13 protein-coding genes are annotated in these 13,101 nt (G+C 58.9%); 7 read left to right on the top strand and 6 right to left on the bottom strand.

From position 1 onward, the window contains the following. The first annotated feature begins 45 nt into the window (after positions 1-45). From ACR0MS_RS14195 to ACR0MS_RS14180, 4 genes are all read left to right on the top strand, one after another. Positions 46-1,374, top strand: coding sequence for an amidase (locus ACR0MS_RS14195; RefSeq protein ID WP_480574392.1), 1,329 nt, complete (start codon positions 46-48; stop codon positions 1,372-1,374). A 108-nt stretch (positions 1,375-1,482) separates the two neighbouring features. Beyond that, entirely contained in the window at positions 1,483-2,664 is a 1,182-nt protein-coding gene (locus tag ACR0MS_RS14190; protein ID WP_480574389.1) for an aminotransferase class I/II-fold pyridoxal phosphate-dependent enzyme, read from the top strand. A 14-nt stretch (positions 2,665-2,678) separates the two neighbouring features. Further along, positions 2,679-5,573: a DNA translocase FtsK gene (locus ACR0MS_RS14185; protein ID WP_480574386.1), complete on the top strand. Its 2,895-nt coding sequence runs from the start codon at positions 2,679-2,681 to the stop codon at positions 5,571-5,573. A gap of 139 nt (positions 5,574-5,712) precedes the next feature. Beyond that, a complete protein-coding gene (locus ACR0MS_RS14180; protein WP_171211144.1) occupies positions 5,713-6,309 on the top strand; it encodes a LolA family protein in 597 nt (198 codons plus the stop codon). A gap of 14 nt (positions 6,310-6,323) precedes the next feature. Here ACR0MS_RS14180 and ACR0MS_RS14175 read toward each other — a convergent pair whose 3' ends face one another. Together ACR0MS_RS14175 and ACR0MS_RS14170 are read right to left on the bottom strand one after the other, a co-directional pair. Then, on the bottom strand, positions 6,324-6,905 hold the full coding sequence (locus tag ACR0MS_RS14175) for a transglycosylase SLT domain-containing protein (RefSeq protein WP_480574382.1): 582 nt from the start codon (positions 6,903-6,905) through the stop codon (positions 6,324-6,326). A gap of 59 nt (positions 6,906-6,964) precedes the next feature. Continuing rightward, the gene (locus ACR0MS_RS14170) at positions 6,965-7,846 is read right to left on the bottom strand and encodes an AEC family transporter (protein WP_480574379.1); all 882 of its coding nucleotides are present in this window, start codon (positions 7,844-7,846) and stop codon (positions 6,965-6,967) included. 80 nt (positions 7,847-7,926) lie between these two features. On the opposite strand from ACR0MS_RS14170, the gene hspQ reads away from it, so the two are divergent. After that, positions 7,927-8,253, top strand: a complete 327-nt coding sequence (gene hspQ / locus ACR0MS_RS14165) for a heat shock protein HspQ (RefSeq protein ID WP_171124435.1) — start codon at positions 7,927-7,929, stop codon at positions 8,251-8,253. 24 nt (positions 8,254-8,277) lie between these two features. Here the strand turns inward: hspQ and ggt are convergent, their stop codons facing one another. The 3 genes from ggt to ACR0MS_RS14150 all read right to left on the bottom strand — a co-directional run bounded on the left by ggt (position 8,278) and on the right by ACR0MS_RS14150 (position 10,864). After that, positions 8,278-9,855 carry a gamma-glutamyltransferase gene (ggt, locus tag ACR0MS_RS14160; protein WP_480574376.1) on the bottom strand — a complete coding sequence of 526 codons (1,578 nt, stop codon included), beginning with the start codon at positions 9,853-9,855 and terminating at the stop codon, positions 8,278-8,280. A 198-nt stretch (positions 9,856-10,053) separates the two neighbouring features. Beyond that, positions 10,054-10,494, bottom strand: a complete 441-nt coding sequence (locus tag ACR0MS_RS14155; RefSeq protein WP_480574372.1) for an ATP-binding protein — start codon at positions 10,492-10,494, stop codon at positions 10,054-10,056. Between the two features lie 31 nt (positions 10,495-10,525). Continuing rightward, positions 10,526-10,864: an STAS domain-containing protein gene (locus tag ACR0MS_RS14150; RefSeq protein WP_480574369.1), complete on the bottom strand. Its 339-nt coding sequence runs from the start codon at positions 10,862-10,864 to the stop codon at positions 10,526-10,528. 102 nt (positions 10,865-10,966) lie between these two features. Between ACR0MS_RS14150 and ACR0MS_RS14145 the strand changes: the two genes are divergently transcribed. Both ACR0MS_RS14145 and ACR0MS_RS14140 read left to right on the top strand, forming a co-directional pair. Continuing rightward, positions 10,967-12,139 carry a thiolase family protein gene (locus tag ACR0MS_RS14145; protein WP_480574366.1) on the top strand — a complete coding sequence of 391 codons (1,173 nt, stop codon included), beginning with the start codon at positions 10,967-10,969 and terminating at the stop codon, positions 12,137-12,139. A 58-nt stretch (positions 12,140-12,197) separates the two neighbouring features. Next, a complete protein-coding gene (locus ACR0MS_RS14140) occupies positions 12,198-12,650 on the top strand; it encodes a GAF domain-containing protein (RefSeq protein ID WP_480574363.1) in 453 nt (150 codons plus the stop codon). Between the two features lie 36 nt (positions 12,651-12,686). On the opposite strand, the gene ACR0MS_RS14135 is transcribed toward ACR0MS_RS14140, so the two are convergent. Next, positions 12,687-13,076 (bottom strand): SHOCT domain-containing protein, encoded by a 390-nt coding sequence (locus tag ACR0MS_RS14135; protein ID WP_480574360.1) that lies wholly within the window; start codon positions 13,074-13,076, stop codon positions 12,687-12,689. Positions 13,077-13,101 lie beyond the last annotated feature (25 nt).

The following is a 13,101-nucleotide window of genomic DNA, read 5'->3' as shown; positions in this document are numbered from 1 at the left end:
CTGTCGCTACCGTCCCTCAACGCAAATTTTTCCAAGGGGGTAGGAATGCAGGATTGGTTGACGATGACCGCGTGTGATCTGGGCCGAGGCATTGGCATGGGTCAGATCGACCCTGTTGAACTGACCGAAACCTACCTGTCTGCCATCGCCGCGCACCCCCACCGGGACCGCATTTATGCGCGCGTAACCGAAACACGCGCCCGCGCCGAGGCTGAGGCTGCGCATGCACGGGCCAAACTTGGCCTGCGCCGCTCGCTGCTGGATGGGGTGCCGATCAGTTGGAAAGACCTGTTCGATACCGCTGGAACCGAGACCGAAGCGGGATCCGCCCTATTGAAAGGGCGCGTCCCTGACCGGGATGCAGTTGTTGTCAGAAACGCGACGGCGATGGGGGCGGTTTGTCTGGGCAAGACCCACATGAGCGAGCTGGCCTTTTCCGGTCTGGGTCTGAACCCGATCACCGGGACGCCACCCTGTATCGACGATGTCGACGCGGTGCCGGGCGGGTCTTCCTCTGGTGCTGCGGCCTCGGTCGCCTGGGGGCTGGCTGCGGGCGGTATTGGGTCAGACACGGGCGGGTCGGTCCGCATTCCGTCTGCCTGGAACAACCTTGTCGGGCTGAAGACAACGGCAGGACGCGTGACGCTTGAGGGGACTGTGCCCCTGTGTTTGCGGTTCGATACGATTGGCCCATTGGCGCGTTCGGTTGAAGATGCCGCCCATCTGCTGGCGCTGCTGGAAGGCGGCACACCCGCTGACCTGCGCGGTGTAACGCTGCAAGGCCGCCGTTTCGCCGATTTGCAGAACGTGGCCAAGGATGATCTGCGGCATGGCCCGGGCGCGGCTTACGAATCCGCGTTGGACCGTTTGCGAGAGGCCGGGGCCGAGATTGTCCCGCTGGAGGTGCCCGAACTGAACGACGCCATGAGCCTGTCCGGTATCCTCTATACGACCGAAGCCTACGGCCTGTGGCGCGATGTGATCGAGGCCAACCCCGACGCAATGTACCCAGAGATTCTGGAGCGGTTCCGCGCGGGCAAGAACGTCTCGGGGCCGGATTACATTGCGGCCTGGTCCCGGTTGAAAGCCTGTCGGACCGCATGGGATGCGGCCACGGCCGGTTTTGATGCTGTTCTGGCCCCAACCGCGCCAATCCTTCCCCCCAATCTTGAGCGGCTGATGACGGATCATGACTATTACGTCACCGAGAACCTGCTGGCATTGCGCAACACCCGGATCGGCAACCTGATGGGATTGGCGGCGCTGACCGTTCCGACGGGCACGGCGGGGTGCGGGTTGATGATGATGGGGTATCCGGGATCGGAAGAAGCGCTTTTGCGGGTTGGTGCGGCGGTCGAAACTGCTCTGGCGTGAATGCCACAATCCCCTGATTCGGCGTCGCTTTGTCTGGACGAAGCGGAATCCGACCTGTAATCTGCCAAAAAACGGGGCGAAAACGATCCCGGCATTGAGGCAGTAGTTATGAATTTTCCCGAGCGGTTCTCGAACCTACCGGAATATGCTTTCCCGCGTCTGCGCACCCTGTTGGATCGTCACCAACCGGGCGGAGATGTCATTCACATGACCATCGGCGCGCCCATGCATGATTTTCCGGCATGGGTGACGGATGTGATCATGGAAAACGCGGCCGGATTTCAGGGTTACCCCCCAAATGAGGGCTCTGCCGAGCTGCGTGGCGCAATCACCGATTGGATCAAACGCCGCTATGGGGTGGCGATGGACCCCGATACCAATGTGATGGCCCTGAACGGGACGCGCGAGGGGCTGTATAATGCTGCGATGGCGCTGTGCCCCGAGGAAAAGAACGGGCAGAAGCCGGTCATCCTGTGCCCCAACCCCTTTTATCAGGTCTACATGGTTGCCTCGATCTCGATCGGGGCCGAGCCGGTATTTGTGCCCGCCACCGCTGCAACCGCCCATCTGCCAGACTATGCGGGGCTGCCCGAGGATGTTCTGAACCGCACGGTGGCAGCCTATATCTGTTCCCCGGCCAACCCGCAGGGTGCGGTGGCGTCGCGCGACTACTGGGCCGAACTGATCCGGCTGGCCGAAAAGTACGATTTCCGCATCTTCGCGGATGAATGCTATTCCGAGATTTATCGCGATGAGGCCCCGACCGGCGTTCTGACCGTCGCGCAGGAACTGGGCGCTGATCCTGAGCGGATCACCCTGTTCAATTCGCTATCCAAGCGGTCAAATGTCGCCGGGTTGCGCTCTGGTCTGATCGCAGGTGGCCCCGAGACGATCAAACGCGTCAAGCAACTGCGCAACTATGCGGGCGCACCCCTGCCGTTGCCTTTGCAAGCAGCTGCCGCAAAGCTGTGGGCGGATGAGGCGCACGTGGCCGAGAATCGGGCGCTCTATCAGGAAAAATACGCCATTGCCGATCAGGTGTTCGCTGGCATTCAGGGGTATATGGCACCGCAGGCCGGGTTTTTCCTTTGGTTGCCGGTCGATAATGGCGAAGAAACCGCATTGAAGCTGTGGCAGGACACCGGGGTTCGGGTACTGCCGGGCGCATATCTTTCTCAAGGCGATCCGGGGCAAAACCCGGGCGAGCAATTTATCCGGGCTGCTTTGGTGGCCCCAAAAACAGAGTTGCAGCAAGGGCTGATCAAGCTCCGCGACTGCATCTATTCGTGAGGTACGAGGGCAAAATGGCATCATATAACGCGCGCAATCGCGATCCTTTGCTGGACAGCACGACGCAAGCCGCCATTGAACGGCGCAGCAAAGAGCTGATCGGCATCGCCTTGATCCTGCTGGGGCTGGCCGCAGCCGCGATGATCTGGTCCTACACGCCGGACGATCCGAACTGGATGGTGTCGACCGATGCGCCGGTGCAGAACTGGATGGGCCGGATCGGAGCCTCGATCGCCGCGCCCCTGTTCATGATCGTGGGCTGGGGCAGTTGGAGCATCGCGCTGGTTCTGATCGGATGGGGCGTGCGATTTGCAGGTCATTTTGGCGAAGAACGTGCGATTGCTCGCCTGATCTTTGCCCCGATCTGGATCGCGATTGTATCCGTTTATGCGGCAACACTGGTTCCGGGTGAGGCGTGGCGCGCGACGCACAGCTTTGGGCTGGGGGGTCTTTTTGGCGATACGGTCATGGGTGCTTTGCTGACGCTGTTGCCGATTTCGTCGCATTTCATGGTCAAGGTGATGTCTTTGGCCATGGCGGTCGGAATGTTGACGCTTGGTGTATTTGTTCTTGGGTTCACCAAGGATGACGTGCGCAAGGGGTTCCGTGCATTCCTGCTGGGTCTGGTCATGTCCTATGATGGGATGATGAACCTGCTGGGCCGGGGCGCTGCAGCGACAGCTCAGGCCGCCCGTGATCGCCGCGCGCATTGGGACGAGCGTAAAACGGCAAGGGCGGAAGCCGCCGAAGCTGTATTTGATGACGAACTGGCCTATGCCGACCCCGTATTCGACGAACCCCCGCTCGAGTCGCCGGAGCCTGTGAAAACAGGCCTTCTTGCGCGGATGCCGTCCTTGATCCGCCGCCCAGAGCCGATGCCCGAGCCTGAATTGCTGGATCGTGAGCCCGTCGCCGGGTTTGATGAGATGCCGGGGGAAGATCGCATTCGGTCAAAGATCTCCGCAGCCGTACGCAACCGCAAGGTTGCAGCCGGTGAGATGACGCCTGAGCCTGATCCGAACCTGCCGCTGACCAAAGGGCGCGGCAGGGGGCCGGATCCGCTTATCCTGAATGCAGGTGGGGCAGGTGACTTGCCGCCTGAACCCCCGATGACGTCGGCGGGTCTGCCGATGGAACCGATGATGTCAGCACCTCAGGCGACCGATTGGCAAGAGCCTTTGGAACAGGCGGATGACTTCGGCACGGATTACGAAGAGGAATCCGTGTTCGAAGATGTGGCCGAGCCCGCGCCGCAACAGCGCCCGGCTGTGAAAATCCCGGTTGCCGAGCCGCGCAAACCGATCGTCGCGCAGCCCGTGCGCCGCGCGCCGCAGCCGTCGCGCCGTGCGCAGGCCGAGGCACAACCAGCGCTGTCCTTCGAGGAAAAGCATTCCGATTTCGAACTGCCGCCCTTGGGACTGCTGTCGAACCCCTCCAGCATTCAGCGCCACCACCTGAGCGATGAGGCGCTGGAGGAAAACGCGCGGATGCTGGAAAACGTGCTGGACGATTACGGCGTGAAGGGTGAGATCGTCAGCGTCCGCCCCGGCCCCGTTGTCACCATGTACGAGCTGGAGCCCGCTCCGGGCCTGAAAGCCAGCCGGGTGATTGGTCTGGCGGATGATATCGCGCGGTCGATGTCTGCGTTGTCGGCACGGGTTTCGACCCTGCCGGGCCGCTCGGTCATCGGGATCGAACTGCCCAACGAAAACCGCGAAATGGTGGTGCTGCGCGAAATCCTCGCCAGCCGGGACTTCGGCGACGGCAACCACGCGCTACCCTTGGCTTTGGGTAAGGATATCGGTGGTGAATCCGTTGTGGCGAACCTTGCGAAGATGCCTCACCTGCTGATCGCGGGGACCACGGGGTCCGGTAAGTCGGTGGCGATCAACACAATGATCCTGTCGCTGCTGTATAAGCTGACGCCGGATGAATGCCGCCTGATCATGATCGACCCCAAGATGCTGGAACTGTCGGTTTATGACGGTATCCCTCACTTGCTGTCGCCCGTTGTGACCGACCCGAAAAAGGCGGTTGTCGCCCTGAAATGGGTCGTGGGCGAGATGGAAGATCGTTATCGCAAGATGTCCAAAATGGGCGTGCGCAACATCGCGGGCTACAACGGTCGTGTGAAGGATGCGCTGGCCAAGGGCGAGATGTTCAGCCGCACGGTCCAGACCGGGTTCGATGATGAAACCGGCGAACCGGTGTTCGAGACCGAGGAATTCGCGCCCGAAGCGATGCCCTATATCGTGGTGATCGTCGACGAGATGGCCGACCTGATGATGGTCGCCGGTAAAGAGATCGAAGCCTGCATTCAGCGTCTGGCACAGATGGCGCGGGCTTCGGGTATTCACCTGATCATGGCCACGCAACGACCTTCGGTCGATGTGATTACCGGTACGATCAAGGCGAACTTCCCCACACGGATTTCGTTCCAGGTGACGTCCAAGGTCGACAGCCGCACCATTCTGGGTGAGATGGGCGCCGAGCAACTGCTTGGGCAGGGCGACATGCTCTATATGGCGGGCGGTGCCAAGATCACCCGTTGCCATGGCCCGTTCGTCTCGGATGAAGAGGTCGAGGAAATCGTCAGCCACCTGAAACAGTTCGGCCCGCCAGATTACATGAGCGGCGTCGTTGATGGCCCGGCCGAGGAAAAAGCCGACAATATCGACGCTGTTCTGGGCCTGAACACTGGTGGCAACACGAATGGTGAGGACGCCCTGTATGATCAGGCCGTGGCGATCGTGATCAAAGATCGCAAATGCTCGACCTCGTATATCCAGCGGAAACTTGCCATCGGCTATAACAAGGCCGCGCGACTGGTCGAGCAGATGGAGGATGAAGGCGTTGTATCCTCGGCAAACCATGTCGGAAAACGCGAAATCCTTGTGCCCGAGCAATAAGACCCTTTGCGGAATACCGCCGTAGGAAAATCAAGTGACGCGCTGAAATTATGGGTTTCGGCGCGTCTGCTATGTCAAGCGCTCCCGAAATCGGATTTGGATATTTAATAACAGGGACGAAACGCATATCTGGTAGATCATGAAACAGATTGCTTTTGCCCTGGCCCTGACGCTGGCTGCGCCCGCTGCCTGGGCCGCTGAAAAACTGCCTTTGTCGCAGATCTCCAACTACCTGAACGGTTTGAAAACCGTTGAAACCACGTTCACGCAGGTCAATGATGATGGATCACTAAGCACCGGCAAGCTGTGGATGGAACGGCCGGGCAAGATGCGGTTTGAGTATGATCCCCCAAACAGCGCGGTTGTTCTGGCGCGTGCAGGAACGGTTCAGATATTCGACCCGAAATCCAACCAGCCGCCCGAGCAATACCCGCTGAAGCGCACGCCGTTGTCGCTGGTTCTGGCGCGCAACGTCAATCTGGGCCAGGCCAATATGGTCGTCGGCCATGAGTTTGATGGAACCGCTACGGTGGTAACCGCTCAGGACCCGAAAAACCCCGAGTCGGGCCGGATTGAGCTGATGTTCACTGGCGATCCGATCGAGCTGCGCAAATGGGTCATCCACGACAATGCCGGTAGCCAGACAACCGTTCTACTGGGTCAGTTGGATACGGATAACAGGTTGGATCAAAGCCTGTTTTCGAACCGTGCACGAAGCGGGTCAGGCAATCGCTGACCCGCTGAGTTCTCTTAATACCGGCAGCCGGCCAACTGTGCCTGATACAGCTTAGCGCGTGCATCCACATCATTTGCCACGTTCAACAGCCATGTTTTGCTGTAATGGCTGCCGCGTGCATATCCCGTATGACCTTCGTGATAGGCGAGATACTGGTTGCGCGTGTCGCTGGGGTGAATCCCGTTCCGCTCATAGCTTTTGTTCATGTACCAGCCGATGAAATCCGAAGCGTCCCGGATGCGGTCACGCTTGGCGCGGCGTTTGCCGGTCTCTTTCTGGTATTCGTCCCAGGTTCCGTCCAACGCCTGACTGAACCCATAGGCGCTGCTTTGACGGCCCATCGGAATGACACCCAACACGTATTGATGCGGTGTCCTCGCATCATGGCGATAGCGGCTTTCCTGATAGATAGTCGCCATCTGGACGTGTACCGGGACGCCCCATTTACGTTCGGTGTTTTTGAACGCCTTGATAAAATCCGGCCGTTCGCGCGCAATGCTGCACGCGTCATTTAGCTTGCTGGGCGGTTGCTTTGACCCGCCCCCACAGGATGCCAAAAGCAGCACCCCGAAGAGTACGATAAGAATTCTGCTCATGTGCCTCGTGCCTTTTTCTTTATTCTAGCGCAGATTGCGCTTTGAGGAAATCACAATCGCTATAGCACAATAGCTAGAATTATAGGCAAAGCGGCCACGGATAGCACGGTTGAGACCATGACCAGCCCGGCGACGGCGTCTGAATCCGCATCAAACCGCTCGGCCAGCAGGTATGAGGTGACTGCCACGGGCGTGCACATTTGCACAAGAAGCACCCCGAAGGCGACGGTATCAAGGTCAAAAGCCACCGCGATTCCCCACCCCAAAACAAAGCAAACCGCGAGTTTCAGCAGTGAAAGCCAGATAGCCTGACCCAATTTGCGGGTGGTCAGGCGCGCAATGGCGACGCCTACGGTGATCAACATCATGGGGATCGCCATTTGCCCCAGCAGATCCAGTGTATTGGTCAGAAAGACCGGGGTTTCCCAGCCACGCCACAGAAACAGAGAGCCGAGCAACGTGGCCCAAACCATCGGTTCTCGGGCCGCTTTTCCAAACGCGCCTTTGCCCGCGACCAGATAGATGCCGTAGGTGAACGACAGCAGAGCGGTAACAGCCAGAAATACCACGGCAAACCCCAGCCCCGCCTGCCCAAAGGCAAACAGGCACAAGGGCAGCCCAAGGTTTCCGGTGTTTCCAAAGATCAACGGCGCCAAATACGTTCTGCGATCCAGCCCACGGAACCGCACGAATACTTCGAAGGCCACTGCAAGCGCGATGTGACCGGCAATGGCCGCCACGGTAAAGCGCGTCAGTTCACCGGCCGGGATCTCGGTCTGCATCAGCGCGACAAAGATAAGGCTGGGAACCGCAAGGGTGACCGCAAGGCGCGTTACAAATTGCAGCCTGTATTCAAACCCCAATTTGACCCAGACAAAGCCGATCCCTGACAAAATAAAGACAGGGGCCGCGATTTCAAAGACTGTCAGTAAGAGGTTCACAGACTGTTTCCCTAATTTTCAGATCAATGATTGGCATTCTCGCGCGGAAAGAGGTAGTAAGTCCCCTGGGGGCTGTGAAAATGCTTAAGACAAACGCCAAGTACCGTTTGGGCCAGGTGGTCCGCCACAAAAAACATCCCTTCCGGGGGGTGATTTTCGACGTGGACCCAGAGTTTTCCAATACCGAAGAATGGTATCAGGCCATTCCGGAAGACAGCCGTCCGATCAAGGATCAGCCGTTCTATCATTTGTTGGCAGAAAATGATCAATCCTTCTATGTCGCTTATGTTTCTGAACAAAACCTGATTGCTGACCAGTCGGGCGAACCTGTGGAGCATCCTGATATCCCCGACATGTTCGGCCCGTTCGAAAACGGGGCATATCCGCTGCACTTTCATTTGAACTGATCAGGTGCGCGCTTTGCGCCTGGATCAATATCCCAGCGCACAACCGTCTTTCCTGGGATCGCTTGCGCCCTCCAAAACGCCGTCTTCACGGATCCTGATTGCTTGGGCTCCGCCAAGTGGTGTTTCCGGCGCTTGAACATTGTGACCCATGTCGGCCAATTGTTGAGCGACCTTGCGCGGAATTCCGCGCTCTAACTTAAGAACGCCTGCATCTGCAAAGGCACGCGGGGCGTCAATACATTGCTGCAGTCCCAGCCCGTGATCCGTCAGGTTGGACAAAAACCGCGCATGCCCGGTTGGTTGAAATGCGCCGCCCATAACGCCGAAGGGCATGGTCACGCGCCCATTTTCGCACAGCATACCCGGGATGATCGTGTGCATCGGGCGTTTGCCGGGGCCCATTTCATTGGGATGTCCGGGTTCGAGCGTGAATCCTGCCCCTCGGTTCTGTAGCAGGATCCCGTATTTCTCGGACGCGATGCCCGAGCCAAAGCTGTGGAAGATCGAATAGATCAGGGAAACGGCCATCCGATCGCGGTCAACGACCGTAATGTAAACCGTGTCTTTGTGGATTGCCTCGGTCAGAGGGGCCGCCGCAGGCATCGCGCGTTTGGGGTCAATCAGGGCTGCCAGTCTGTCGGCCAAGCCCTGATCGCAGAATAACGCGGCCCGTGCAGTGTAATCCGGGTCTGCAATGAACCGGTTGCGCGCATCATAGGCCAGTTTCGAGGCTTCGGCCTCGATATGGATGCGCTCGGTCCCGAAGGGATCCATGCTGGCCAGATCGAAGCTTTTCAGAATGTTCAAAAGCAGGATCGCGGTCGCGCCCTGACCGTTTGGTGGGTGTTCGACAAGGTCAACGCCCTGATAATTGCCACTTACGGGTTTGGCTTCGGTAGATTGGGTTGCCTGAAAATCAGCAAGCGAGTGCGCGCCGCCCATTTGCGTCAGTGCGTCGACCATATCTTGCGCGATATCGCCCGAGTAGAAGGCGTCGCGCCCTCGCTTGGCAATCTGGCGCAGAACTTCGGCTTGACCGGGCGAGCGGAAGACCTGCCCGACCGTCGGAACCTTGCCGTCGATCAGGTAATGGTCGCGCGCGGCACCCTGCAGCGTTGCTTCACCTGATTGCCAGTCGAACGCAACCCTTGGTGCCACCGGCACGCCGATGTCGGCATAGTGAATCGCAGGCTGAAGGATCGCGTCGAGGCCCAGCCTGCCCTCGGTCTCGGCCAGATGACACATGGCGTCCACCGCACCGGGTATGGTGACAGAATCCGGCGTATTCAGCGGTACAGTCGTCAGACCGGCATCGCGCAGTTTCTGAGGGTTCGCCGCCGAAGGTGCCCGCCCGGATCCATTCAGCGCCCGGATTTCATTTTCTCCGGCCCGATTGAAAAGGACAAAGCAATCCCCGCCCAGCCCAGTCATTTGCGGTTCGCAAATGCCCAGAAGGACGGCTCCGGCAATCGCCGCATCCATTGCGTTGCCGCCTTTTTGTAGAATGTCCACCGCGACTTGGGCCGCCAAAGGGTGTGACGTGGCACACATGCCTTCTGTTGCAAGAACTTCGGATCTGCCCGGAGTGTGAAAATCCCGCATAGCGCTGTTTCCCTGATTGAACGCGCCGAAGGTATCGCGCAGGCAGGTATTGTCCAGTCAAATCAATGGGAAGTTCCTCGGCGCCGTTCACTGGGTGGGGGCTGTGACACTGGACGCCGAGGGAAGCTATCTGAGCTACGAGAATCACTATGCCCTTTGTTTGCGGCGCGACCATGGTTTGATTGTGGCGATTTTGGGTCAGCCGGGTTCGGGAAAATCGAACCGAAGCGACAGCCTGTTGCAACCCTCTTTACGCTCATATCGGATATCGCTGGTCAATTCGTGGATCAGGAACCAGCCGAACCCCCCCTCGGGCAACTCTTCAATCGTTTCCCCCAGTGCCGCGGGAATCCCGTCGGGGACACGAAAGCCAGGAAGGGGCATACCTGTGTCGGAAATCAGGATGTCGAGCCAGTTCTGGTGAAAGCGGCAATGCACCTGGACCCGCGCCGGGGTTATCCCGGCATAGGCATGTTCGACCACGTTGTTGATGGCCTCTGCCAGCGCGATTTTCACGTCACCGGCCTTGTGACCGGGCAGGCCCTTTTCTTCGAGGCACAAACTCAGCTTGGCGATGCCAAGGCTGGCTTCCGCTTCAGTCGCGGCAAAACTCAAGTCCAGGCAGTTACAGTTACACATGGGCGTCGCGTCAAATCCGTTGAGCGGCAGGTTAGTCTGCGGGGGCGGACAGTGCGTCGTCCAACGACGCAAACAGCTTGAAAACCGTATCCATGCGCGTCAGCCGAAACACCTTTTCGACAAAGGGGTGCAACCCGGCCAAATCCAGTCTGCGATCATTGCCGAGTTGCTTCATCGCGGCGACGATGGCGCCAAGACCGCTGGAATCAATGAACTCCACAGGGGTCAGATTCAGAATGACCCGCGCGTTGCCACCTTGGGCTTCGTTCCTCATGTCTTCCTTGAACTGTATGGCCATGGCTGCATCTATCCGGTCGGAATGAACCGTGATGACCTGTATGTCGCCTGTTGTTTCGCTGGTCAGGCTCATGCGCGATGATCCTTTAAACTGAAATTCAATCGTAGAAATACGCTAGACGGCAATTCTTACCATTCGGTATCCATCAATGCGGAAAACAGGAGGAGCACCCGGATGAAACATGTTGTTATTGCAGGCGCGGCCCGGACACCCATGGGCGGATTTCAAGGCGTGTTTGATGGTGTAGCGGCGGCCGATCTGGGGGGCACTGCCATCCGCGCAGCGTTGCAAGGTGCCGGGGCCGAAACGGTAGACGAGGTTCTTATGGGTTGTGTCCTGCCCGCCGGTCAGGGGCAGGCCCCGGCACGGCAGGCCGGGTTTGCGGCGGGGTTGGGCGAAGACGTCCCCGCCACAACGCTGAACAAGATGTGCGGCTCTGGCATGAAAGCCGCGATGATGGCGTTTGACCAGATCGCGCTGGGACACGCGGACACGATGGTCGCGGGTGGGATGGAGAGCATGACAAACGCCCCCTATCTGCTGCCGAAAATGCGCGGCGGGGCCCGGATCGGGCACGGGCAGGTCGTGGATCACATGTTCCTTGATGGGCTCGAGGACGCCTACGACAAAGGTCGGCTGATGGGCACGTTTGCCGAGGATTGTGCCGAAGCCTATCAGTTCACCCGCGAGGCACAGGATGAATATGCGCTGCAATCCTTGTCCAACGCTTTGGCCGCGCAGGAAAGCGGGGCGTTTTCGGACGAGATCACTCCGGTCGTTGTCGCCACCCGCAAGGGTGAGGTGCAGCACGCCGCAGACGAACAGCCGCAATCTGCCCGGCCTGAGAAGATTCCCACGCTAAAGCCTGCATTCCGCAAAGATGGTACTGTGACGGCGGCCAACTCATCCTCAATCTCGGATGGGGCGGCTGCGCTTGTGCTGGCGTCCGAGGATGCCGCCAAAGATCAGGGGCTGACGATACGTGCGCGCGTTCTGGGGCATGCCAGCCATGCTCAGGCCCCCGGCTTGTTCACAACCGCCCCTGTCCCTGCCGCACAGAAATTGCTGTCCAAGATCGGGTGGTCCAAGGACGACGTCGATTTGTGGGAGGTGAACGAAGCCTTCGCTGTTGTGCCGATGGCCTTTATGCATGAGATGGGCTTGCCGCACGACAAGGTCAACGTGAACGGCGGGGCCTGCGCATTGGGGCACCCGATCGGCGCTTCGGGCGCGCGCATCATGGTGACGCTTTTGAACGCGTTGGAGAAGCGCAACCTAAAGCGTGGAGTCGCGGCGATCTGCATCGGTGGCGGAGAAGGCACCGCGATTGCAATCGAACGTATTTGACGCATGGGTGGTTTCGGCATAGGTGGCATTGCACCTCGACTTATGCCGGACAACCATGATGACCGTTGACTACGACCTGCTTGCGAAAACCATCTCATCCCTGACCGAAGGGGAAACTGACGCGGTCGCACTCATGGCAACCGTCGCATGCGAGGTGCATCATTCCGACGATCGGTTCGACTGGACCGGGTTTTATCGCGTGACTGAACCGGATGTATTGAAGATCGGCCCGTATCAGGGCGGTCACGGATGTCTGGTTATCCCGCTCGAGCGTGGCGTGTGTGGCGCCGCCGCGCGAACGGGCGAGGTCCAGCTTGTGCCGGACGTGGATGCTTTTCCCGGCCATATCGCCTGCGCCTCGACCACGCGGTCAGAACTGGTTTTGCCCGTGCGAAACGCGTCGGGCGACATCATTGCCGTGTTTGACATCGACAGCGATCAACCGGACGCATTCACGCAGCAGGACGCGGACGCGCTTGGTGCAATTCTGACTGCCGTTTTCGCGAGTTAACTCCGGCAAGTGCGACACTGGCCGGAGCTTTGTTTGTCACGCGCTGAGGATCTTGGCTTTTTGGGCTGCGAATTCTTCGTCTGTCAGAACGCCTTTGTCTTTTAAGGCGACCAAACGCTCCAATTCGTCCGCCGTCGAAACCGTCGCGACGGATCGGATGTAATCTTTCTGCGCTTCCTCGAACTTGTTCATCGCAGCGACATTGTGTTCATGCATCTTTTCGCCCCGCGCGATCAGATAGGACAGCACCCCGAGCCAGGGAATGAGGATTACAAACGCGATCCATGCAGCCTTGCCGAAACCGCTCAGGTCTTTTGAGCGGAACACGTCGGCCACCACCGAAATCATTACCCAGAACCAGGCCACCATCAGGAACAGCCAGAAGATCGACCAAACTATGTCGAAAAACCCGATGCCATTTTCCATGTCTCTTCCAACCCTTTGCCAAAAT

The organism is Ruegeria sp. CJ2, assembly GCF_056536745.1.
The sequence above is the reverse complement of the archived record's forward strand: the minus strand, read 5'-3'. Positions and strand labels throughout refer to the sequence as shown.